Genomic DNA, 22,697 nt, shown 5'->3' with positions numbered 1-22,697 from the left:
CCCTTTCTTGTCTTCCAACGGTCTCCCTGCATGTCCGACGTTCTTGAACTTGCCTGCGACCTGATCGCCCGCCCATCGGTCACTCCCGAGGACGCCGGCTGCCAGGCGCTGATCGCCGCGCGCCTGCAGGCCGCGGGCTTCGCCTGCGAGCACCTGCGCCTGGGCCAGGTCGACAACCTGTGGGCCACCCATGGCAGCGGCGCGCCGGTGCTGGTGCTGCTCGGCCACACTGACGTGGTGCCGCCCGGCCCGCGCCAGGCGTGGAGCAGCGATCCGTTCGCGCCGGAGGTGCGCCAGGGCGTGCTCTATGGCCGTGGCAGCGCCGACATGAAGGGCAGCGTGGCCGCCTTCGTCGTGGCCGCCGAGCAATACGTGGCCGCCCATCCCGGTCACCCCGGCACGCTGGCCGTGCTGCTGACCAGCGATGAGGAAGGCGATGCCATCGACGGCGTGCGCCACGTGGCCAGGCTGTTCGGCGAGCGCGGCCAGCGCATCGACTGGTGCATCACCGGCGAGCCGTCTTCCACCGAGACGCTGGGCGACCTGCTGCGCGTGGGACGTCGCGGCAGCCTGACCGGCACGCTGGTGGTCAAGGGCGTGCAGGGGCATGTGGCCTATCCGCACAAGGCGCGCAATCCGATCCACCAGGCCGCCGCGGCCCTGGCCGAGTTGACCGCGCGGCACTGGGACGATGGCTATGAAAGCTTCCCGCCCACCAGCTTGCAGGTCTCCAACCTGCAGGCCGGCACCGGCGCCAGCAACGTGATCCCCGGCGAGCTGCAGGTGCTGTTCAACCTGCGCTACAACCCGCACTGGGATGCGCCGAAGCTGGAGGCGGAAATCGCCGCGCTGCTGGACCGTCACGGCCTGGAGTACACCTTGAATTGGCACCGCAGCGGCGAGCCGTTCTACACGCCGGAAGGCACGTTGCGCAGCGTCGCCCGCGAGGTGTTGGGACAGTTCGCCGGCGCGCCGCCGGAAGAAAGCACCGGCGGCGGCACCTCCGATGCCCGCTTCATCGCGCCGCTGGGTGCGCAGTGCATCGAGGTCGGTCCGGTCAATGCCAGCATCCACCAGGTCGATGAGCACGTGCGCGTGGCCGATCTCGAGCGACTGCCAGCGCTGTACCTCGCACTGATCCAACGGTTGCTCGCGTAACAGTTGCGCCGCCGCAAAGGCCCGGGTTAAGTTCGCCCCATGCTGTCCAGCCGCGCCAACCTCGTGAACAACAACGACCGCAACAATCTGCGCGCGAACAATCGTGCGCGGCCGATGCGGGTCTGCGACTAGGCAAAGAACGGAACAGCCAAGGAACCAGAAAACCCGCATCGCAAGATGCGGGTTTTTTTTCGCCAGCTCACCGCCACTTTCTCCAGGAGTTTTTCCATGTGTTCGATCTTTGGCATCTTCGGCCTGCAACCGGGCGACGATCTTGGCGCGCTGCGTCGCCAGGCGCTGGAGTGCTCGCAGCGCCAGCGCCATCGCGGCCCGGACTGGAGCGGGGTGTACGTCGATGACGGCGCGATTCTGGTGCACGAGCGCCTGGCCATCGTCGATCCGGCCGGCGGCTCGCAGCCGCTGCTGAGCGAGGACGGCAGCCTGGCGCTGGCGGTCAATGGCGAGATCTACAACCATCGCGAGCTCAAGGCCGAGCTGCAGCAGCCCTACGCCTTCCAGACCGGTTCGGACTGCGAGGTCATCAATGCGCTGTATCGCCAGGACGGCATCGAATCCTGGCTCAACCGCCTCAACGGCATCTTCGCCTTCGCACTGTGGGACAAGGCCGGCGGCCGGGCGATCATCGCCCGCGACACCATGGGCGTGTGCCCGTTGTACTGGGGCCACGACCGCGAAGGCCGCCTGCGCGTGGCCTCGGAGATGAAGTCGCTGGCCGAGCATTGCGCCGATGTGGCGCAGTTTCCGCCGGGCCACTGGTACGACACCGCCACCGGCGAGCTGACCCAGTACTACAAGCGTCCCTGGCGCGACTACGCGGCGGTCGAGGGGGTGGAGGTGTCCAGGCAGGAGCTGCGCGAGGCCTTCGAGGCCGCCGTGCATCGCCAGCTGATGACCGACGTGCCCTACGGCGTGCTGCTGTCCGGTGGCCTGGATTCTTCATTGGTGGCCGCCGTGGCCGCGCGTTATGCGCGCCACCGTATCGAGGACGGCGACAGGACCGAGGCCTGGTGGCCGCGCCTGCATTCCTTCGCCATCGGCCTGAAGGGTTCGCCCGACCTGGCCGCCGCGGCCATCGCCGGTGAAGCGCTGGGTACCGTGCACCACGGCTTCGAGTACACCTTTGAGGAGGGCCTGGACGCCTTGCCGGAGGTGATCAAGCACATCGAAACCTACGACGTCACCACCATCCGCGCCTCCACGCCGATGTTCCTGCTGGCGCGCCGGATCAAGGCGATGGGGGTGAAGATGGTGCTCAGCGGCGAGGGCAGCGATGAGATCTTTGGCGGCTACCTGTACTTCCACAAGGCGCCCAACGCGCGCGAGTTCCACGAGGAGCTGATCCGCAAGCTGGACGCGCTGTACAACTACGACTGCCTGCGCGCCAACAAGTCGATGATGGCCTGGGGCGTGGAGCCGCGCGTGCCGTTCCTGGACCGGGAGTTCATGGACGTGGCCATGCGCATGGATGCCTCGCACAAGATGATCACCGTCGGTGCCGATGGTCGCAAGCGCATCGAGAAGTCGGTGCTGCGCGAAGCGTTCGAAGGTTATCTGCCCGAGTCCATCCTGTGGCGGCAGAAGGAGCAGTTCAGCGATGGCGTGGGATATGGCTGGATCGACGGCCTCAAGGCCCATGCCGAGGCGCAGGTCAGCGATCGCGAGCTGGCCGCGGCGGGCAAGCGCTTCCCGGTGAACCCGCCGCTGACCAAGGAAGCCTATTTCTATCGCACGCTGTTCGAGCAGGCCTTCCCGACGCCGGCCGCGGCCGAGACCGTGCCGGGCGGCAAGTCCATCGCCTGCTCCTCGCCGGCGGCCATCGCCTGGGATGCCAGCTTCGCCAATGCCGCAGACCCCTCCGGCCGTGCCGTGGCCGGCGTGCACGCGCAGGCCATCGCCTCGTAGTTCGATGGCGGGTGACGTCACGCGCCCGGGGCGACGGCGCAGGCGGACCGCCGATGATTCGGCGGCCCTCCTGGCTTCAATGGTTAGGCGTCCGCCTGGCGCCCTGGCTTAGGGAGACGCCCATCGCGTCCCGTCGCTGCAGGCGCTGGTGGACAAGCTTCGCATTGTCCACCCTACGCCAGTAGGGTGGATGGCGCTCTTCCATCCACCGTCGCCAAGGGACAAGCCAGCGAGCCCGCAGGGTGGATGGCGCTCTCCATCCACCCCTCGCCAAGAGACAAGCCAGCAACCCCGTAGGGTGGATGGCGCTTTTCCATCCACCCCTCGCCGAGGAGCCAGCACGTCCGGCCACGCCAGGCCGAACCAAAGCGCCGCATCAATCCCCAGCAGCAGGCCGCAGGGTCAACGTATAGACGCTGGCACCAGGCAGAAACGGCGTGGGACGCCCATGCACCCAGTCCTCGTGGCCGGCGCCCCAGAAGGGCGACAGCGGGTGCCCGCTCTGGCCGCCGGGCATGTGGATCAGCCCGGCGGCCTCATGCCCAGGCGAGACCACCATGCGCTGCGAGGCACCGAAGCTCGGCCCCTGCACGCGCGGCATGTGGATGTCGCCGGGCAGCGGTTCGGCCGGCATGCACAGGTGCGGGCGCAGGATGCCGGGCAGGGCGGCGGCCAGCGGGTGGCAGATCACGGCGGTGTTACGCTGGCCCCAGCTGCGCTTGCCGAGTGCGGCGGCAGGACGGCCCTCGGTCACCTCGCGCGCGGCCGCTTCCAGCAGCGCATGCCAGCCGGCGCGCGCATCGCAGGCGGGCGTCGGCTCGCTACCGCAGGCCTCGCGCGCGGGCAGCAGATGCGCCGGGCGCTGCTGCAGCAGCGGCCACACCACGCCTTCCAGCTGCGGCGCGGACAGGGGCGTGTCCAGTTGGACGTCGGCCGCGGCCATGAAGCCGTCCAGCACGCGCGCATGCACCGCGTCGCGCCATTCGCGCACCAGCCGGTAGCTCACCGAGTCGATGCTGGCCTGGCCGCTCCAGCGGTGCGCGGCCTGCGCCAGCTGGGCCAGCGCCTGGCTGCCGGGCTGCGCCGCCTCCTGCTGCAGCAGCGCCCACCAGCGCTGCAGGAACACCGCGCGGTCGTCCAGCTGGATTGCCAGCAGCTGCTGCTCGTCGAAGCGCTCGCGTTGGAGCAGGTCATCACGGATCTGCCTGGCACGCGCCCCCAGGGCGTAGCCGGCATCGCCGACCTGCGTCAGTCCATCGCGATCGACCACGCGCGCATTGGCGGTCCACAGGCGTCCGTTGTCCGGATCCAGCAGCTGCGGCGCGCGCGCCAGGCTGAAGCCCCAGGGGGCGCAGCGCTCACCCTGGGGCGCCAGCGGCTCGATCAGGGTCTGGGTGTTGCAGGCGCCCTCGCGCTGCGGCAGCGCGCCGAGCACGCGCCAGGCGATGTGCCCGCGGGCATCGCCGGCAACCAGGTTCTGTGCGGGCGTGGCGGTGTGATCGGCAATCCCCAGCAGCTGCGGCAGGTCGCCAGCGCGCGGGAACTCCATCAGGCCCAGGTTCAGCGCGCCGGGCAGGTGCGCGACCCAGCGCAGTGACAGTGCCGGCTGCTCGGCGGCCGGTTCCCGCACCGGGCCGTAGGCGGTGTCGACGATCTCCAGGTCCACCGGCGCGGCACCGGCGACCAGGATGCGCTCGCGGTGCCGCTGGACGGCATCGCAGGGCGCTCGGCCACCGTCGCGGCACGGCGCCACCGCGAACCAGTCGGCGGTGTCGACATAGGCGTTGGTGAAGCCCCAGGCCACGTGACCATTGCTGCCGACGATCACCGCCGGCAGGCCGGGCAGGGTGAAGCCGCCAACATCCACCTGGCCGCCCGCCGCCTGCGGATCGGCGTAGCGCAGGCGGGCACGGAACCACAGGTTGGGCGCGCGCAGGGCCAGGTGCATGTCGTCTGCGACGATGGCGCTGCCGGTGGCGCTCAGGCGGCCGGCCACGGCGAAGTTGTTGCTCCCTGGTGCGGATTCCTCTGCCGCGGGCGGTCTGCCAGCGGCCGGGGTCTGGGCGGCGGAAGCGGTCGTGACCGCACGTGAAGCTGGCGGCCTCACGCGGGCGGATGCACCGGGCTTCACCGTCTGCGCGGGCGCCTCGATCATTCGCCGCATGTCCAACTCCGTGGCGGTGGGCAGCGCGGCATCGCCGAAGGCCTCGCCCAGCAGCGGCGCGTCCCAACTGCTGCCCGGATGGGTCAGCAGGCGATACAGCGCATCGGGCATGCGCGCGCGCAGCTGGGCAAGTTGCAGCTCGCGTCGATTGCCCGCGTCCTGCAGATCGAAATACATCGCGTAGCCGGTCAGGGCCGAATCGGCCTCGCTCCAGGGCCGCGGCGCCTGGCGCAGCAGCAGATACGGCCAGGGCCGCACACGCAGGGCCTGCAAGCCGGCGTTGACGCCCTCGGTATAGGCGCGCAGCGCGTCCCGATGCGGGCCGGCAAAGGCGTCCAGGTGCGCCTCCACCCGCGCGCGCATGCGATGCAGGCGGTTGCGGCGGTCCACGTCCACCGCGACCGGCCCGAACAGCTCGGCCAGTTCACCGGCCGAGGTCCGACGCATCAGGTCCATCTCGAAGTAGCGTTCCTGCGCGTGCACGTAGCCCAGTGCGCGCGCCATGTCGGCCTCGTTGCCGGCCTCGATGGTGACCACGCCAAGTGCGTCGCGCTGCACGCTGACCGGCGCGGACAGTCCCGCCAGCGGCAGGTCCCCCTCCAGCGTGGGCAGGCTCGCCTTGAGCAGCCACCACACCGACAGGGCGGCGAGCACCACCAGAATCAGGCAGGCGCCCAGCAGGCGCCGCGTCCACTTGAGCATCGTCAGGCGCCGGGCAAAGGAGGCCTGATTCTATTCGGCGCCAATGGCCTGCGTGTGGCAGCGATGGGCGGCCGCCGCGGTTGACAGTGCAACTGAAAGTGATTCCGTTTAAAACACGGCGCCGGCCGATCGGTCACCATGCGCGCAGTTTCTCCATGCGAGTCCGCCCATGAAAGGTCATCCCGAAGTCGTCGCCTGCCTGATCGAGCTGCTGCGCGGCGAGCTGGCGGCCCGCGATCAGTACTTCCTGCATTCGCGCCGCTACGAGGACCAGGGCCTGATGGCGCTGTACCAGCGCATCGGTCATGAAATGGAGGAGGAGACCGAGCACGCCGATGCCATCCTGCGCCGCATCCTGTTCCTGGAAGGCGACCCGGACATGCGCCCGCATGCATTCACCCCGGGCAGGACCGTGGTGGAGATGCTCGAGGCCGACCTGGCCGTGGAGTACAAGGTCCGCGCCGACCTGGCCAATGCCATGAAGCTGTGCGAATCGCACAAGGACTACGTCAGCCGCGACATGTTGCTGGCCCAGCTGCGCGATACCGAAGAGGATCATGCCTGGTGGCTGGAGCAGCAGCTGGGCCTGATCAAGCGGATCGGCCTGGAGAACTACCAGCTGTCCAAGATCGACGGCAAGACGCCGGGCTGAGCCGGGTCGCCGATCGAGCCATGCCGTGTGTCGGCCTGGCCGAGTGGTAAAAAAAAACGCGACGTCGCAAGGCGTCGCGTTTTTCTTTTTTTCCAGGTGGCTTGCCGGAAATGAGCTGCCGGAAAGACCGCGGGAGAGAGTTGTGGGAGCGGCTCCAGGTGGCCTCGGGCCATTAGCCGCGAAGGGGCTTTCCCGGTAAAGCCCCTTCGCGGCTGAAGCCGCTCCCACAATATTTCTGAGAGGACCTTTTTTTCACGCGCGACCGTCAGCGCCGCGCCAGCCGATACACCACAGTGTCCAGCGCAGTGACACCCTCGGCCGAAAACCGGGGCTCCTGGGCGAGGATGTCCCGACGCTCCAGCGGCTCGATCTGCCAGTGAGCATCGAATAGCGCGTGGACCTCATCGGCCACCACGGAAAAAGGCGGGCCGGCCTTCTGCGACTGTGGGTATTCCAGCGTCAGCAACAGCCCGCGGCAGTGCGCGGGCAGCGCGCCATACAGCTCCCGGGCATAGCGCTGGCGCATCGCCTCGGGCAGGGCGATCAGGGCCGCCCGGTCGTAGACTCCGGCGCAGTCGGCCAGCAATGCGGCATCCAGGCCGAAGGCATCGCCGCAGATCAGCTCCAGATTGCCGGCCACGTGATGCAGGCCGTATCGGGTCCTGTGGACCTGCGGCGTGAGGCGGTGTTCGGCGAAGAACTGCTCCACCGCCAGCGGCGACAGTTCCACCCCCAGCACCCGGTGGCCCTGCGCCGCCAGCCACGCCAGGTCCAGCGACTTGCCGCACAGCGGCACGAACACGCGGCTTCCAGCGGGCAGCGCCAGCGACGCCCAGTGCCGCTGCAGCAGCGGCAGCACCTTGTCCTGGTGAAAGCCGATCTGGTTGGCTTGCCACTTCTTGTGCCAGAACTCCGGTTGCATCACAGCGCCTCCTGGGGCAACGCGATCAGGTCGGTGGCGCCGATGCCCACACATGCACGGGCTGGCTTACTGGACCTCCAGCCCGTCCACCTTCTGCCAGCCGCGCGGCAGCAGCATCCCGCGGGTAGCGCGGGTGCCTGTGTACACATCCAGATCCTTGAACGACAGCGTCATGGTCCGCGCGCCGCTGTGGATGGCCAGCGTGCCGCCCGGGGCGATGGCGGCGATGGCCACCACTCGCTCGGTGGCCAGCTTGGCCTTGGGGATGTCGATGAGCTTGTTGCCCTTGCCCTTGTCCAGCTCGGGCAGGTCGCTGGCGGCAATCGCCAGCAGGTTGCCGGCGCTGGTGACGGCCACGATGCGGTCGCTGGCGGCATTGGCCAGCAGCGCCGGTTGCAGCACCTTGGCATTGGGCGTGAGGTTGAGCATGGCCTTGCCGGCCTTGTTGCGGCTGGTCAGGTTCTCGAAGCGGGTCACGAAGCCGTAGCCATGGCTGGTGGCCAGCACGAAGCGGGTGTCGTTCTCGCCCGACGCCAGCGCCTGGAACGAGGCGCCGGCCGTGGGCGAGAAGCGCCCGGTCAGCGGCTCGCCGTTGCCGCGCGCCGAGGGCAGGGTGTGCACCGCGGTCGAATACGCGCGGCCGGTGGAGTCCAGGAACGCGACCTGGTGGTTGCTGCGCGCGCGTACCGCGGCCAGCAAGCCATCGCCGTCGCGGTAGGACAGCTTGGCGGTATCGATATCGCCGCCCTTGGCCGCGCGCACCCAACCTTTCTCCGAGACCACCACGGTCATCGCCTCGCTGGCGACCAGCTCGGTCTCGTCCAGCGCCTGGGCGGCCTGGCGCGAGACCAGCGGCGAGCGCCGCTCGTCGCCGAACTTCTTGGCATCGGCCAGCAGCTCGTCCTTGACCAGCTTCTTCAGCTTGGTCTTGGAGTCCAGGGTGGCGATCAGGCGCTCGCGTTCCTTGGCCAGCTCGTCCTGCTCGCCGCGGATCTTCATCTCTTCCAGGCGGGCCAGCTGGCGCAGGCGGGTTTCCAGGATGTAGTCGGCCTGTTCCTCGGACAGCTTGAAGCGCGCGATCAGCGCGGGCTTGGGCTCGTCCTCGGTGCGGATGATGCGGATGACTTCATCCAGGTTGAGGAAGGCCACCAGCAGGCCTTCCAACAGGTGCAGGCGACGCTCGACCTTCTCCAGCCGGTGCTTGAGGCGGCGGGTGACCGTGTCGTAGCGGAAGCCCAGCCACTCGGTCAGCAGCGCCTTGAGGTGCTTGACCTGCGGGCGGCCATCCAGGCCGATGATGTTGAGGTTGACCCGGTAGCTTTTCTCCAGGTCGGTGGTGGCGAACAGATGGCCCATCAGCTGCTCGGCATCGACGCGATTGGAGCGGGGGATCAACACCACGCGCACCGGATTCTCATGGTCGGACTCGTCGCGGATGTCCTCCAGCCAGGGCAGCTTCTTGGCGCGCATCTGCGCGGCGATCTGCTCGATGACCTTGGAGGGCGAGACCTGGTAGGGCAGGGCCGTCACCACGATGTTGGCCTGCTCCTTGGTGAAGGTCGCGCGCGCGCGGACGCTGCCGTTGCCGGTCTCGTACATGTGCCGCAGGTCGGCCGGGGAGGTGATGATCTCGGCGGTGGTCGGATAGTCCGGGCCGCGCACGTGTTCGCACAGGTCGGCCACGGTCGCGTCCGGATCGTCGATCAGGCGGATCAGCGCGCTGACGATCTCATTGAGGTTGTGCGGTGGCACGTCGGTGGCCATGCCCACGGCGATGCCGGTGGTGCCGTTGAGCAGCAGGTGCGGCAGGCGCGCCGGCAGCCAGGTCGGTTCCTCCAGGGTGCCGTCGAAATTGGGCGACCAGTCGGTGGTGCCCTGGCCCAGCTCGCCCAGCAGCACCTCGGCGATGGGGGTCAGCTTGGACTCGGTGTAGCGCATGGCCGCGAAGGACTTGGGGTCGTCCGTGGAGCCGAAGTTGCCCTGGCCATCGATCAGCGGATAGCGGTAGGAGAACGGCTGGGCCATCAGCACCAGCGCCTCGTAGCAGGCCGAATCGCCATGCGGGTGGTACTTGCCGATGACATCGCCCACGGTGCGCGCGGACTTCTTCGGCTTGGAGGCGGCGTTGAGCCCCAGCTCGCTCATCGAATAGATGATGCGGCGCTGCACCGGCTTGAGGCCGTCGCCGATGAAGGGCAGGGCGCGGTCCAGCACCACGTACATCGAGTAATCGAGGTAGGCGCGCTCGGCGTACTCGCGCAGCGGGATCTGCTCGAAGCCGTGGAAGGTGGGGCGGATGGTCTCGTCGGTCATGCGGGTACGACATCTCCAGTGAACCGGTCGATTTTAGCCTCCCGCCCGTCGCAGCGCTTGCGATGGGGGGCGAAGGCGAGGCCGGGGGTTAGGCGGGAAAGCAGAAGCAGCAGCTGGGGCGCTGGGGGCTTTTCGGGAACGCTCCTTCGCGGCTGAAGCCGCTCCCACAGCACCTCCCAGCACTTCGGCGGTGGCTGCCACGAGCGCTTCAGGCGCCCACGCCCACTCCTCACTCCTCTGCGCTCACTCCTGGCCTCAAGCTCCTGCCCTCAAGCGCCCCAGCCAAACGGCAGCAACGGCCCGCCCAGCCACAGGTGCCGCGCCATCCAGGCCGTGGCGTAGGCGATCAGGGCGGTCAGCGGCGCGCCCACGCGCAGGAAGTCGCCGAAGGTGTACTGGCCCGGGTTGAGGATCAGCAGGTTGCCGTGGTGGCCGATGGGGGTCAGGAACGAGGCCACTGCGCCCATGGCGATGCAGATCACGAACGGCGTCGGCGGCAGGCCCAGCGCCTGCGCCATGGACAGGGCGATAGGCGTCAGCAGCACGGTGGTGGCCGCATCGGACAGGATCTGGGTCAGCAGCGCGGCGGCGGTGAACATCACCAGCAGCAGGGTCATCGGCTGCCAGCCCTGGGCGTGCTCGGACAGCAGCTGGGCGAACCAGGCCGCGGTGCCGGTCTTTTCCATCGCGATGCCCAGCGGAATCACGCCGGCGATCATCACGAAGATGCGCACGTCGATCTCCTGGTAGGCGCGCTCGATGTTCACGCAGCGGGTCAGCACCATCGCCACCGCGCCGGTGAGGAAGGCGATCTGCGGGCTCAGCCATTCGGTCGCCGCCGCAGCCACCGCGGCCACCATGATGGCCAGCGACAGCGGGGCGCGCCTGCGCGTGCGCTGCTGGGCCTGGAACGGCATCAGCATCAGGAAGCCGTGGTGTTGGGACAGCTTCTCGAAGGTGTGCTGGCGGCCCCACAGGACCAGCAGGTCGCCTTCCTCCAGGGTCAGCTCGGCCAGCTCGCCGTGCAGCCAGCCTTCCTTGCGCCACAGGCCGACCACCACCACCCCCAGGGTATGCAGGAAGTCGATGCTGGCCACGCTGCGGCCGAGGAATTCAGAATTCGGCGCCACCACCGCCTGCACCAGCTGTTCCTCGCCGAGCACCTCGGTCTTGCGCGCTTCGCCCTCGCGCGGCTTTTCGCCGTACTTGCTCACCGCGTGCAGCGACAGCCCGGGCTCGTCCTTGATCGAGGCGATCTCCTCCGGCGCGGCCCGCACCAGCAGCACGTCGCCGCGTTGCAGGGGGCTGTCGGTCTGCTGATAGCGGCGGCGCATGCCGTAGCGCAGCCAGTCCACCACCTGCAGGCGGTCGGTGAAATGCGCGCGGAACTCGCCGTAGGTCTTGCCGATCCAGGGCGAATCCTCATCCACCACCAGCTCGGTGTAGTAGCGCTCCAGGCGCAGGTAGCTCTCGTTGCTGGCCTCGCCGGTGCGCTTGGGCACCAGCCAGCGGCCCAGCAGCATGTACACCGCGCCCAGCAGCACCAGCACCGCGCCGATCGGGGTGATGGCGAACAGGTCCAGGGCCTCGTTGCCCGAGCGCTTGAGCAGGTCGTTGGCCAGCAGGAAGGCCGGGGCGCTGATCAGGGTCAGGGTGGTGCCCAGCGAGGCCGCCAGCGACATCGGCATCAGCAGCCGCGAGGCCGCCAGCTTCTGCTCGCGCGCCAGCCGCATCAGGATCGGCAGCATCATCGCGGTGACCATCAGGTGGTGCGAGAAGGCCGACAGGGCGGCGGTGGCCGGCATCACCACCGCGATCGTGCGCCACTCGCTGCCACCGGCGGCGCGGGCAATGGCATGGCCGATGCGGTCGGTGATGCCGGTGGCGGCCAGGCCCGCGGAGAGCACGAACACCGCCGCGACGATGATGGCCGGTTCGCTGGAGAACCCGGACAAGGCCTCGCGCGGGCTGAGGATGCCGGTCAGGGTCAGGGCCATCAGCGACAGCATGGCGATCAGGTCCACGCGCAGCTTTTCGCTGATGAACAGGATCAGGGTGATCGTCAGGATCACCAGGAACAGGATCTGCTGGTATTCCAAAGCTGGCACATCCGGCGCGAAGTCAGGAGACGGTTATCGCACATCGGCCGCAGCGGGCGCCGTGCAGGCGCCGCGGCGCCGGGCAGATGGGCGCAAAAACAAAAAACCCCGCGCTGGCGGGGTTTTCGGTTTGCATCGCTGCAAGGTGTTTGGTGCCCAGGAGAGGACTCGAACCTCCACGGTTTTACCCGCTAGTACCTGAAACTAGTGCGTCTACCAATTCCGCCACCTGGGCAATCAGGGCGCGCATTCTGCGGGCTGCGCGACGCGGCGTCAATGGGCATCGAAAATATCTACATCTGCGCGGCGATCGACGCGCGTGGACGCCAGACGCAAAAAAGGCCTGCTTGCGCAGGCCTTCTCAGCTTTCCCGTTGGTGCCCAGGAGAGGACTCGAACCTCCACGGTTTTACCCGCTAGTACCTGAAACTAGTGCGTCTACCAATTCCGCCACCTGGGCAACGGGGCGCGTATGGTGCGATGCACCTCCGGCAATGTCAACGCTTGCGCGCAACTATTTCATTGCGTCCGGTCCGGACCGGACGCCGGCACGGGTGGCGCGGTACCATGCACGGATGACGAAAAAGACCGAAGGCGGCGGGCGCAAAGCCTCGCCGGGCAAGGCGTCGGCAGGTTCCCGGAGCAACAGGACCAAGACGCCCAATTCCACGCTCGAGCAGGACAGCGAGGCGCCGGGCTGGTTGCCACCAGCGCCTCCCCGCCGCGGCGGGCGTGGCGGCGGACCCCCGATGCCACGCGCCGCGGCCCCTTCGCCCAAGGCGCTGGCCGCCATGGAGAAGATCCAGGCCAAGCTGGGCCAGGGCACGACGGTGGCCGACCCGCATGCCGCGCGCGAGGCCGAGCGCTATGCCCAGCCCATCGCCAGCCGCGAGGCGATCCTGGCGCTGCTGGCCGCCTCCGAAGGCCCGATGCTGGCCGAGGAGCTGGCCGTGCGCCTGCAGCTGACCGAGCCGGACCGTTACGAAGCCCTGGCCAAGCGCCTGGGTGCGATGGTGCGCGACGGCCAGCTGCTGCAGAACCGCCGCGGCGGGTTCGCGCCTGCCGCGCAGATGGACCTGGTGCCCGGCACGGTGATCGCCAACCCGGAAGGCTTCGGTTTCCTGCGTCCTGAAGGTGGCGGCGACGACCTGTTCCTGCCGCCGTTCGAGATGCGCAAGGTGATGCACGGCGACCGCGTGCTGGCCAATGTCACTGGCGTGGACCGGCGCGGGCGCAAGGAAGGCTCGATCGTGGAGGTGCTGGAGCGTCGCGTCAGCCGCCTGATCGGCCGCTTCTCGATGGAGGCCGGCGTCAGCTTCGTGGTGCCCGACGACAAGCGCATCCAGCGCAACCTGCTGATTCCTGCCGATGCGCGCAACGACGCGCACGATGGCCAGCTGGTCGTGTGCGAGCTGACCCACGCGCCCGACGGGCGCCGCGACCCCATCGGCAAGGTGATCGCGGTCCTGGGCGACAAGCTCACCCCCTCGCTGGTGGTGGAAACGGCGATCCACGGCCACGACCTGCCGTACGAGTTCCCGCAGGAGGTGCTGGACGAGGCCGCGGCGGTGCCGTTGCAGGTGACTGCCTCGATGATCGGCGGCCGCGTGGATCTGCGCGACCTGCCGCTGGTCACCATCGACGGGGGAGATTCGAAGGACTTCGACGATGCGGTCTATTGCGAGTCCAACCGCAAGGGCCTGCGCATCAGCAACCGCTCCGGCTACCGCCTGGTGGTGGCCATCGCCGATGTGTCGCACTACGTGCGCCCCGGCACGCCGCTGGACGAAGAAGCGCAGAAGCGCGCGACTTCGGTGTATTTCCCCGGCTTCGTGGTGCCCATGCTGCCGGAGACCATCTCCAACGGCATCTGCTCGCTCAACCCCAAGGTCGACCGGATGTGTTTCGTCTGCGACATGCAGGTGGACAAGAACGGCGAGGTCACCGGCGCGAAGTTCTACGAGGCGGTGATGCGCTCGCACGCGCGCCTGACCTACGACCAGGTGTGGAAGGCCGTGGGCGAGGACGATGCCAATGCGCAGGCGCAGATCGGCCCGGACGTGCTGCCGCACGTCAAGCGCCTGCACGAGCTGTACGGCCTGCTGTCCAAGGCGCGCGAGCGGCGCGGCGCGATCGAGTTCGAGACCAGCGAAACGCGCTTCGTGCTGGACAACCGCGGCGAGGTGGTCCAGGCCGGCATGCAGGTGCGCAACGATGCGCACAAGCTGATCGAGGAATGCATGATCGCGGCCAACGTGCAGGCCGCGCGCTTCCTGCTGGAAAAGGGCATCCCGGCGCCGTATCGCGTCCATGAGCGCCCACCGGAATCCAAGTACGCCGACCTGCTGGAATTCCTCAAGGAGTTCAAGCTGTCGATGCCGCCCTGGAGCAAGGTCGCCCCGCGCGACTTCACCGCCCTGCTGAAGAAGATCCGCGAGCGCCCGGACGTGGCGCTGCTGGAGTCGGTGGTGCTGCGCAGCCAGAGCCTGGCGGTCTACACGCCGGACAACGGCGGTCATTTCGGCCTGGCGCTGGACGCCTACGCGCATTTCACCTCGCCGATCCGGCGCTATCCCGACCTGCTGGTGCATCGTGCGATCAAGTACGCGCTCACCGGCGGCAAGGTTGAGAAGTTCCAGTACTCGCCGCGGGAGATGGCCGCGCTGTCGCTGCAGTGTTCGGAGCGGGCGCGCCGCGCCGACGAGGCCGAGCGCGAGGTCGACGAGCGCTACCGGGCGGCGTGGATGGAGCAGCACGTCGGCGGCAAGTTCGAGGGCGTGATCAGTGGCGTGACCAGCTTCGGCTTGTTCGTGGAGCTGGACCAGTCCAAGGTCAACGGCTTGGTCCACGTGACCCAGCTGCCGCACGACTATTACCACTTCGACCCGATCCGCAAGACGCTCTCGGGCGAGCGCCGCGGCCTGAGCTTCCGCCTGGGCGACCGCGTGCGCGTGGTGGTGATGAAGGCCAGCCTGGAGGAGCGCAAGATCGACTTCAAGCTGGTGGAAGAGCGCGGCGAGCAGGGCCCGGCGCTCAGCGACACCGACCAAGCGCAGCGCGCGGCACCGGCCAAGCGCAAAAAGCGCAAGTACTGAGCGGGGCAGGGCGAGCATGGGCGAGTACAGCGGCGGGTGTCAGTGCGGTGCGGTGCGTTTTCGCGTCAGCGGCACCCTGGACGATGCCTCCATCTGCCATTGCCGGATGTGCCAGAAGGCCTTTGGCGCGTACTACGCGCCACTGGTCTCCACCGTGGGCGCCACCCTGGAATGGACGCGCGGGCAGCCCGCGCGCTTTGCCTCCTCCAACCTGGTGCAGCGCGGCTTCTGCAGCCAGTGCGGCACGCCGCTGACCTACGAGGCGCCCGATGGGGTATCGCTGGCCGCTGGCGCGTTCGACACGCCGGCGCTGTTTCCCCCGCACATCCAGTACGGCCTGGAGGGGCGGCTGCCGTTCACCGACACGCTGCCGTCGGTGCCCGAGCATCGCCTCGAGCAGGATGCCGCCTCCCTTGCGTTCCGCTCCCGCCTGGTCTCCTTCCAGCATCCCGACCACGACACCTGACCAGGCCTGCCGCGCGGGGTGGCTTCAGCGATGAGCCCCGCGTGCCGATGGTGTGGTGCCGCGCTGTCCCGCGCGCCCAGGCCCGCAGTCCTGCCCCCGCAGCCCCAAGTTTCCAAGACTTCCCCCCCCATGAGCAAACAGAACCAGTGGATCGTCGGCGTCAACGCCGTGGCGTCCTCCATCGACAACGATGCCGACCACGTCCGCGAGGTCCTGATCGACGGCAGCAGCAAGAACCCGCGGCTGACCGAGATCGAGGAAAACGCCCGCCGCAAGGGCATCGACGTGCGCCGCGTCAATACCCAGGCCCTGGATGGCGTGGGCGGCCAGGTCCGTCACCAGGGCGTGGCCGCGCGTTACGCCGCGGCCCGGACCTGGGATGAGTCCGAACTGGCCGGCCTGGTGGAGGCGGCCGAAGGCAAGGCACTGCTGCTGGTGCTCGATGGCGTCCAGGACCCGCACAACCTCGGCGCCTGCCTGCGCAGCGCGGCCGCGGCCGGCGCCACGGCCGTGGTGATCCCCAAGGACAAGTCCGCGCCGGTCAATGCGACCGTGCGCAAGACCTCGGCCGGCGCCGCCGATCGCCTGCCGGTGGTCAGCGTGACCAACCTGGCGCGCTGCCTGCGCGAGCTGCAGAAGCAGGGCGTGTGGATTTACGGCCTGGCCGGCGAGGCCGATGGGTCGCTGTACGCGCTGGACCTGAAGGGCAATGTCGCCCTGGTCCTGGGGGGTGAGGCCGACGGCCTGCGCCGGCTGACCCGCGAGCACTGCGACGGCCTGGTGAAGATCCCGATGCCCGGTGAGATCGAAAGCCTCAACGTCTCCGTCGCCGCCGGGGTGACCTTGTTCGAAGCGGTGCGCCAGCGTGCGTCCTGATCGACCGTCGGTGCCGGTGACGCGCCCTCGGCTTGGCAGGCGCGTCCGCCAGCGCCTGGCGCTGTCCGCGCTCGTCCAGACCCGCCCCGGCCGCGCCCGGAACTAGACAGGGGCTGGGCGACGGCGTGCTGGTTGGGGAATCGGCGTAATGGGGATGCAGTATTCGAGCCAGGTTCGAGACGGGCGGATCTCCGCGCGCTTGGCCGTGGGCGCGCGCCTGCGCCTGGGCCTGCTGGTCCTGCTGCTGGCGCTGCAGTTGGCACTGGCGGGCGCTGCCCAGCTGGCCCATGCAGCCGCGCCGGCGCAGCCCCCTTCGCCGCCGCTGCGCGACTATGCGCTGGACGTGTGGACCTCGCGTGAGGGCCTGCCGCATAACTCCATCCGCGATATCGCCCAGACCCGCGATGGCTATCTGTGGTTCGCCACCTGGGAGGGCGTGGCCCGTTACAACGGCCTGGATTTCACCCTGTTCGACCGCCAGAGCAAGCCTGCATTGGCCGACAACGGCGTCGGCGCGCTGTATGTCGACCCGCATGGCGCGCTGTGGCTGAGCGACTCGCGCGGCAATGTCAGCCGCTATTCGCCCGATGGCCGGATCAAGGTGTGGCCGCGTCCGGCCAAGGTGCCCAATGTGCTGATCCAGGGCATGGCGATGGACGCGCAGGGCCGGCTATGGCTGCTGTACGACGGCAGCGGCCTGGGCTACCTGACGCCTGAAGGCGACTACGTCTACCAGGCGCCACCGCCGCAGTCGCCGCTCAACGACACCTACATGCGCATCGCCATCGATGCGCGTCAGCGCATCTGGGTGGGCACCCTGCAGGGGGCGGCGTATCGCGACACCGACGGTCGCGTGCACAACGCCTCCCATGAACTCGGCCTGCCGCCCGGCTACGCCTGGCCCTACCTGGCCGGCGACGGCACGCTGTGGCTGGTGGTCGAAGACCGCATCTACCGCCTGGAGGGCGAGCGCGCGGTGCTGGTGCACCGCCTGGAGGGCATGGGCCGGCTGACCGCGCTGCTGCAGGATCGCCATGGCGAGCTGTGGATCGGCACCGAGAACAACGGCGTCCTGCGCGCCGGCCGCCACGGCGTCGAACGCCTGAGCCCGGCCCAGGCCATGCCCCAGGGGCGCGTGGTGAGCCTGCAGGAGGACCGCGAGGGCAGCATCTGGATCGGCATCAACGGCGGCCTGGCACGCCTGCGCGAGACGCTGTTCACCAACACCACCACCCGCGACGGGTTGCATTCGGACTACGTGCGCGCGGTCATCGAGGACCCGGACGGCGATCTGTGGATCGGCACCAGCATCGGCCTGCAGCGCCTGGACGCGCGGCGCGCGCTGCACGACGTGCCGCTTCCGACCTCCACCGGCAAACCGCCTTCGGTGCTCAGCCTGGCGCTGGACCGCAAGGGAAGGTTGTGGATCGGCAGCTACGCCGACGGGCTGTACCGCCTGGAGCGCAGTGGGGCGGTGACCCGGTTCCGGGCGGCCCAGGGCATCCCCGAAGGCACGCTGCGTGGCATCAGCGTGGACGAGCAGGACCGCGTCTGGGTCGCAACCCAGCATGGCGTGCGCTACGTGCAGGACGATCTCGTACACGTGCCCGAGGTCCCCGGCATGCCGCAGGGGCTGATGACCGCGGTGCAGGCCGGACAGGGTGAAGTGTGGATGGGCACGCTGGAAGGCGCCGAGGTGCTGCGCGGGGGCAAGCTCAGCCAGTACCGCTTCGACGAAATCGGCGGCGCACGCTCGGTGTTCGGTTTTACCCGCATCGGCGATGCGCAGTGGATCGCCACCGACCGCGGCCTGTACCGCCTGCGCGGCGGCAAGCTGGCGCGCGTGGGCCTGGAGCAGGGCCTGCCGGTCGATACCGTGTTCCAGCTGGTGGCAGACCGCGCCGGCAACGACTGGATCACCAGCAACCGCGGCATGCTGCGGGTGGACCCAGCGGAACTGACGCGCGTGGCCGATGGCGTGCAGGCGCGCATCGAGGTGACGCGTTACAACGAGATGGACGGCATGGCCAACGCGCAGGGCAACGGCAGCTCCGGCCCCGGGGTCGCGGTGCGCCGCGATGGCAGCCTGTGGTTCGCCACCGCCGGCGGGGTGGCCACGGTGGATCCGTCGCGGCTGCGCTGGTTCCAGTCCCGGCCCGCGCCGCCCTCGGTGATCGAGTCGGTGACGCTGGATTCGCTGCCGGTGGCCTGGCGCGATACCCCGGGCCGGCTGCGCATCGAAGGCGGGCACCGGCTGACGGTGAACTACGTGGGGCTGAGCTATCTGCTGCCCGAGCGCACCCGCTACCGCACCTGGCTGGAAGGCCTGGACGATGGCTGGATCGAGCGTGGGCGCTTGCGCAGCGTCGAGTTCATCGGCCTGCCGCCCGGCGACTACACCCTGCACGTGGCGGCGGCCCATCCGGACGGAAGCTGGAGCGAGCAGGAAGCGCGCCTGCGCTTTTCCATCATGCCGCTGTGGTGGCAGCGCCGCAGCGTGCAGGCCGTCATCATGGTGCTGGCCGGGCTGCTGCTGTTTGCGATGTACCGCTATCGCGTCGGCCGCTACGCGCGCCGCAGCGAGCGGCTGGAGCGGGTGGTCACCGCGCGCACGCAGGACCTGCAGGCCCAGGCCGAGCGGTTGCGCCAGGCCGACCAGGAAAAGAGCACGCTGCTGGAGCGCCTGCGCCATCAGTCCGAGTCCTTCGAACGTCAGGCACGCGAGGATGCCCTGACCGGCCTGCCGAACCGGCGCGCGTTCGAAGAACGTCTGTCCGTGGAAATGGCCCGTGCCCAGCGCAGCGACCGGCCGCTGTGCCTGGTGGCGCTGGACGTGGACCACTTCAAGAAGGTCAACGACCAGTATTCGCACAGCGTGGGCGACGCCGTGCTCAAGCAGGTCGGCCGCCTGCTGCTGCAGGCCTCGCGGGCCTCGGACATGGCCGCGCGCACCGGTGGCGAGGAGTTCTGCCTGGTGTTGACCGACACCACCCAGGAGCAGGCCGCCCGCGCCTGCGAACGCCTGCGCCGGCTGTTCCATGCGCAGCTGGGCTGGGGCGGGGTGGCCGGGATGCGGATCACCTTCAGCGCCGGCCTGGTGCAGCTGCGCGCGGGTGATGCGCAGCCACACGACCTCTACCAGCGCGCCGACCGCCTGCTGTATCGCGCCAAGCACGGCGGGCGCGACCGCGTCGAGCTCGAGTAAACGGGTCGCCGCTGCCGGGCAGGTGCGCCGCCGTCGTGCGTGCCTGGGTCAGCTGGCCCGCGGCCACTGGTTGACGATGGTGCAGAACAGCTGCGCGGTCTGCTCGGTGTCGTAGACCGCCGAGTGCGCCTCGTTGGCGTTCCACTCCATGCCCGCGGCCTGCACCGCGCGGGCCAGCACCGTCTGCCCGTAGGCCACGCCGGCCAGGGTCACCGTGTCGAAGACGCTGAAAGGGTGGAAGGGGTTGCGCTTGTGCTGCGTGCGCGCCACCGCGGCGTTGAGGAAATTCAGGTCGAAGTGGGCGTTGTGCCCGACCAGGATCGCGCGCTGGCAGCCGTGCTTCTTCACCGCCGCGCGGACCGGGGCGAAGACATGGTCCAGGGCCTCTTTCTCCGGCTTGGCCAGGCGGAAGGGGTGATCGAGCTGGATGCCGGTGATCTCCAGCGACTTGGGGTCGATGTCCAGGCCCGGCGCCGGTTCCAGGTGTGCGCTGGAGGTCTGGCCCGGCACCAGCAGGCCGCGCTCGTCCAGGTCGATGGGCACCACCGCGATCTCCAGCAGCGCATGCCGGTTCCAGTCGAAGCCGCCGGTCTCCACGTCCACCACGACGGGCAGGTAGCCGCGGAAGCGCTTGGCCAGGGGCGAGACGGACACGGCGGTGGCCTCGGAAGCGGGGGTGTTCTGCATGGCGCGCAGGGTATCAGACGAACTCGAATAACCTGGAAAGCATTCTGTGGAAGCGGCTTCAGCCGCGAAGGGGCTTTACCGGGAAAGCCTCTTCGCGGCTGAAGGCGCTCCCTCAGGGCAAACGGCATCCACAAAAAAAGCGCCGCACCCCTGCGGATGCGGCGCCTGTTCGCAGAAACGCCGGACTCAGTTGGTCGCGGCGATCACGCTGGCGATGATGCCGGTGGCCACCGCCACCATCAGGTACTTGTCGCCATCGCGACGCCACTCGTGGCCACGCGGCGGTGGCGCCAGGTGGTAGCGGCGGTAGTCCACCACGTAGCCATCGCCACGGTAGCGGTCGCCGCGATGGTAGTCGTGCCCGTAGGCCCGGGCGTGCGCGGGCGGTCCGCGATGAGGGCCCTTGTCGTGATGCGCGTGGCGGCGGTCGCGGTCGTGGCGATGGTCGTCATGACGATCATGCGGCGCGGCCAGGGCAGAACCGCTGATGGTCAGACCCAACAAGAGCGCAAGCGCGCGGGTGCGTTTCATGGCGGAAGTCTCCTGTGAGCAGCTGCGGAACGCCCCGATGACGTCCGCAAAACCACCCTAGGCGGAGAAACCTGAATAGGGCGAGAGCCTGGCGCAGCCCTGGCGACGCGTTGGCGCTGCGATTCAGTCAGGTGATGCCGCCGTCATCCTGGCAAGACATGTCGCTCGCTCCCGCGCGTTGGCAACCGGGAGCGGCGTTCAGAGCTGGCCGGTGGTGCTTGTGGTGTCGCGCTTCTCGCGCGGCGGCAGCGGCGTATCGCCCTTGACCAGGAACCACACGTTCTCGGCGATGTTGGTGGCGTGGTCGCCGATGCGCTCCAGGTTCTTGGCCATGAACAGCAGGTGCGTGCACGGGGTGATGTTGCGCGCATCTTCCATCATGTAGGTCAGCAGCTCGCGGAACAGCGAGGTGTAGGCCGCATCCAGCTCGGCATCGCGCTCGCGCACCAGCACGGCCTTCTCCGCGTCGTTGTCGCGGTAGGCCTCCATGACATCGCGCAGCTGGCGCACGGCCAGGTGTCCCAGCGCCTTGAGCGTGGTGGTGTGCGGGACCGGCGGCACGGTGTTCAGCGCCAGCGAACGCTTGGCCACGTTGGCGGCGTAGTCGCCGATGCGCTCGATGTCGGTGGGGATGCGCAGGCCGGCCAGGATCTCGCGCAGGTCGCGCGCCATCGGGCCGCGCAGCGCCAGCTGCATCACGTCGTGGCTCACCTTGCGCTCCAGCGCATCGATGGCCTCGTCGTTGCCGATGATGCGCTGCGCGGCGCGATCGTCGCGCCGCTCCACCACGTCCAGCGCGGCCTCCAGCTGCGCGGCGGCGATCTCGCCCATGTGCAGGATCTCGCCGATCAGCCGGCGCTGCTCCTCGTCGTAGCTTTTGACGATGTGGTCGTGGGGGGCGTTGTTCATGGGCATGAGTTCAGGAACGAGTGAGGAGGAACGAGGAACGAGAGGGTGAAGCGGAATACATCGGGCAACGGATGCGGTGAGGCGAACAGTGAGTGAAGGGCTTGCGCTGCCACTCGTTTCTCGTTCCTCTCCACTCGTTCCTCCAACTACCCGAACCGCCCCGTGATGTAATCCTCCGTCTGCTGCTTGGACGGACGCGAGAAGATCGTCGAGGTGGCGTCGTGCTCGATCAGGTCGCCCAGGTACATGAAGGCGGTGTAGTCGCTCACGCGCGCGGCTTGCTGCATGTTGTGGGTGACGATGGCGATGGTGTAGTCCTGCTTGAGCTCTTCCACCAGCTGCTCGATGCGGCTGGTGGAGATCGGGTCCAGGGCCGAGGTCGGCTCGTCCAGCAGCAGCACGTCGGGCTTGAGCGCCACCGCGCGGGCGATGCACAGGCGCTGCTGCTGCCCGCCGGACAGGCCCAGCGCGCTTTGTCCCAGCTTGTCCTTGACCTCGTCCCACAGCGCGCCCTGGCGCAGGGCGTGCTCAACGCGGTCGCGCATGTCGGCCTTGGACAGTTTCTCGTGGTGGCGGATGCCGTAGGCCACGTTCTCGAAGATGGTCATCGGGAACGGCACCGGCTTCTGGAACACCATGCCGACCTTGCTGCGCAGGCGGTTCATCGGGTACTTGGGCGAGAGGATGTTCTCCCCGTCCAGCAGCACCTCGCCGCTGGCCTTGAGCTTGGGGTACAGCGCGTAGATGCGGTTGAAGATGCGCAACAGCGTGGACTTGCCGCAGCCGGAAGGGCCGATCAGCGCGGTCACGCGCTTTTCCGGGATCTGCAGGTGGATGTTCTTCAGCGCATGGAACTGGCCGTAGTGGAAATCCAGGCCGCGGGCTTCCAGCTTCACCGGTGAGGCCGGCAGGAGGCCGCGGTCGTGGGTCGTCGTGGCGATCAACGGCGTGGGCGCGGCGTGCTGGGTGTGGTTCATGGCGGGGGTCCGGAAGAGG

General features: G+C 68.8%; 15 protein-coding genes and 2 tRNA genes. 7 read left to right on the top strand and 10 right to left on the bottom strand.

Annotated features, from left to right (window positions below; all coding sequences use genetic code 11):
* The first annotated feature begins 30 nt into the window (after nt 1-30).
* Nucleotides 31-1,158: a succinyl-diaminopimelate desuccinylase gene (dapE, locus tag EPA99_RS00680; protein ID WP_129469271.1), complete on the top strand. Its 1,128-nt coding sequence runs from the start codon at nt 31-33 to the stop codon at nt 1,156-1,158.
* A 228-nt stretch (nt 1,159-1,386) separates the two neighbouring features.
* Nucleotides 1,387-3,081: an asparagine synthase B gene (gene asnB / locus EPA99_RS00675; RefSeq protein ID WP_129469270.1), complete on the top strand. Its 1,695-nt coding sequence runs from the start codon at nt 1,387-1,389 to the stop codon at nt 3,079-3,081.
* A 376-nt stretch (nt 3,082-3,457) separates the two neighbouring features.
* On the opposite strand, the gene EPA99_RS00670 is transcribed toward asnB, so the two are convergent.
* Complete coding sequence (locus EPA99_RS00670; RefSeq protein WP_129469269.1) at nt 3,458-5,947, bottom strand: penicillin acylase family protein; 2,490 nt, start codon at nt 5,945-5,947, stop codon at nt 3,458-3,460.
* 169 nt (nt 5,948-6,116) lie between these two features.
* Here EPA99_RS00670 and bfr point away from each other — a divergent pair, with 169 nt between their 5' ends.
* On the top strand, nt 6,117-6,599 hold the full coding sequence (gene bfr, locus EPA99_RS00665; protein WP_129469268.1) for a bacterioferritin: 483 nt from the start codon (nt 6,117-6,119) through the stop codon (nt 6,597-6,599).
* Between the two features lie 265 nt (nt 6,600-6,864).
* Here bfr and EPA99_RS00660 read toward each other — a convergent pair whose 3' ends face one another.
* The 5 genes from EPA99_RS00660 to EPA99_RS00640 all read right to left on the bottom strand — a co-directional run bounded on the left by EPA99_RS00660 (nt 6,865) and on the right by EPA99_RS00640 (nt 12,392).
* Nucleotides 6,865-7,521, bottom strand: coding sequence for a thiopurine S-methyltransferase (locus EPA99_RS00660; RefSeq protein WP_129469267.1), 657 nt, complete (start codon nt 7,519-7,521; stop codon nt 6,865-6,867).
* A 66-nt stretch (nt 7,522-7,587) separates the two neighbouring features.
* Nucleotides 7,588-9,834 (bottom strand): DNA topoisomerase IV subunit A, encoded by a 2,247-nt coding sequence (gene parC, locus EPA99_RS00655; RefSeq protein WP_129469266.1) that lies wholly within the window; start codon nt 9,832-9,834, stop codon nt 7,588-7,590.
* A 269-nt stretch (nt 9,835-10,103) separates the two neighbouring features.
* Nucleotides 10,104-11,933: an SLC13 family permease gene (locus EPA99_RS00650; protein WP_206733675.1), complete on the bottom strand. Its 1,830-nt coding sequence runs from the start codon at nt 11,931-11,933 to the stop codon at nt 10,104-10,106.
* A 150-nt stretch (nt 11,934-12,083) separates the two neighbouring features.
* Nucleotides 12,084-12,168 (bottom strand) — tRNA-Leu (locus EPA99_RS00645).
* 139 nt (nt 12,169-12,307) lie between these two features.
* Nucleotides 12,308-12,392: transfer RNA gene (locus EPA99_RS00640), tRNA-Leu, on the bottom strand.
* Nucleotides 12,393-12,507: 115 nt separating this feature from the next.
* Between EPA99_RS00640 and rnr the strand changes: the two genes are divergently transcribed.
* From rnr to EPA99_RS00620, 4 genes are all read left to right on the top strand, one after another.
* Nucleotides 12,508-15,027 (top strand): ribonuclease R, encoded by a 2,520-nt coding sequence (rnr, locus tag EPA99_RS00635; RefSeq protein ID WP_425479143.1) that lies wholly within the window; start codon nt 12,508-12,510, stop codon nt 15,025-15,027.
* A gap of 16 nt (nt 15,028-15,043) precedes the next feature.
* Nucleotides 15,044-15,493 (top strand): GFA family protein, encoded by a 450-nt coding sequence (locus EPA99_RS00630; RefSeq protein WP_129469264.1) that lies wholly within the window; start codon nt 15,044-15,046, stop codon nt 15,491-15,493.
* A gap of 129 nt (nt 15,494-15,622) precedes the next feature.
* A complete protein-coding gene (gene rlmB / locus EPA99_RS00625; protein ID WP_129469263.1) occupies nt 15,623-16,369 on the top strand; it encodes a 23S rRNA (guanosine(2251)-2'-O)-methyltransferase RlmB in 747 nt (248 codons plus the stop codon).
* Between the two features lie 154 nt (nt 16,370-16,523).
* Nucleotides 16,524-19,574 (top strand): ligand-binding sensor domain-containing diguanylate cyclase, encoded by a 3,051-nt coding sequence (locus tag EPA99_RS00620; protein ID WP_129469262.1) that lies wholly within the window; start codon nt 16,524-16,526, stop codon nt 19,572-19,574.
* Nucleotides 19,575-19,622: 48 nt separating this feature from the next.
* Here the strand turns inward: EPA99_RS00620 and rnt are convergent, their stop codons facing one another.
* From rnt to pstB, 4 genes are all read right to left on the bottom strand, one after another.
* Nucleotides 19,623-20,261, bottom strand: a complete 639-nt coding sequence (rnt, locus tag EPA99_RS00615) for a ribonuclease T (RefSeq protein ID WP_129469261.1) — start codon at nt 20,259-20,261, stop codon at nt 19,623-19,625.
* A 186-nt stretch (nt 20,262-20,447) separates the two neighbouring features.
* A complete protein-coding gene (locus tag EPA99_RS00610) occupies nt 20,448-20,792 on the bottom strand; it encodes an RcnB family protein (RefSeq protein ID WP_129469260.1) in 345 nt (114 codons plus the stop codon).
* Between the two features lie 198 nt (nt 20,793-20,990).
* Nucleotides 20,991-21,701, bottom strand: coding sequence for a phosphate signaling complex protein PhoU (gene phoU / locus EPA99_RS00605; RefSeq protein WP_129469259.1), 711 nt, complete (start codon nt 21,699-21,701; stop codon nt 20,991-20,993).
* 146 nt (nt 21,702-21,847) lie between these two features.
* Nucleotides 21,848-22,678 (bottom strand): phosphate ABC transporter ATP-binding protein PstB, encoded by an 831-nt coding sequence (gene pstB / locus EPA99_RS00600; RefSeq protein ID WP_425479142.1) that lies wholly within the window; start codon nt 22,676-22,678, stop codon nt 21,848-21,850.
* Between the last annotated feature and the right edge of the window lie 19 nt (nt 22,679-22,697).

Source organism: Pseudoxanthomonas composti (genome assembly GCF_004122095.1).
In the GTDB taxonomy this organism is placed as follows: Bacteria; Pseudomonadota; Gammaproteobacteria; order Xanthomonadales; family Xanthomonadaceae; genus Pseudoxanthomonas_A; species Pseudoxanthomonas_A composti.
The sequence above is the reverse complement of the archived record's forward strand: the minus strand, read 5'-3'. Positions and strand labels throughout refer to the sequence as shown.

Bases quoted from the DNA above. Each gene is read 5' to 3' on its own strand.
- EPA99_RS00670 (WP_129469269.1), bottom strand. From the start codon at position 5,947: ATGCTCAAGTGGACGCGGCGCCTGCTGGGCGCCTGCCTGATTCTGGTG.
- EPA99_RS00630 (WP_129469264.1), top strand. From the start codon at position 15,044: ATGGGCGAGTACAGCGGCGGGTGTCAGTGCGGTGCGGTGCGTTTTCGC.
- dapE (WP_129469271.1), top strand. From the start codon at position 31: ATGTCCGACGTTCTTGAACTTGCCTGCGACCTGATCGCCCGCCCATCG.
- rlmB (WP_129469263.1), top strand. From the start codon at position 15,623: ATGAGCAAACAGAACCAGTGGATCGTCGGCGTCAACGCCGTGGCGTCC.
- rnt (WP_129469261.1), bottom strand. From the start codon at position 20,261: ATGCAGAACACCCCCGCTTCCGAGGCCACCGCCGTGTCCGTCTCGCCC.
- phoU (WP_129469259.1), bottom strand. From the start codon at position 21,701: ATGAACAACGCCCCCCACGACCACATCGTCAAAAGCTACGACGAGGAG.
- EPA99_RS00660 (WP_129469267.1), bottom strand. From the start codon at position 7,521: ATGCAACCGGAGTTCTGGCACAAGAAGTGGCAAGCCAACCAGATCGGC.
- pstB (WP_425479142.1), bottom strand. From the start codon at position 22,678: ATGAACCACACCCAGCACGCCGCGCCCACGCCGTTGATCGCCACGACG.
- bfr (WP_129469268.1), top strand. From the start codon at position 6,117: ATGAAAGGTCATCCCGAAGTCGTCGCCTGCCTGATCGAGCTGCTGCGC.
- parC (WP_129469266.1), bottom strand. From the start codon at position 9,834: ATGACCGACGAGACCATCCGCCCCACCTTCCACGGCTTCGAGCAGATC.
- EPA99_RS00610 (WP_129469260.1), bottom strand. From the start codon at position 20,792: ATGAAACGCACCCGCGCGCTTGCGCTCTTGTTGGGTCTGACCATCAGC.
- asnB (WP_129469270.1), top strand. From the start codon at position 1,387: ATGTGTTCGATCTTTGGCATCTTCGGCCTGCAACCGGGCGACGATCTT.
- rnr (WP_425479143.1), top strand. From the start codon at position 12,508: ATGACGAAAAAGACCGAAGGCGGCGGGCGCAAAGCCTCGCCGGGCAAG.
- EPA99_RS00620 (WP_129469262.1), top strand. From the start codon at position 16,524: ATGCAGTATTCGAGCCAGGTTCGAGACGGGCGGATCTCCGCGCGCTTG.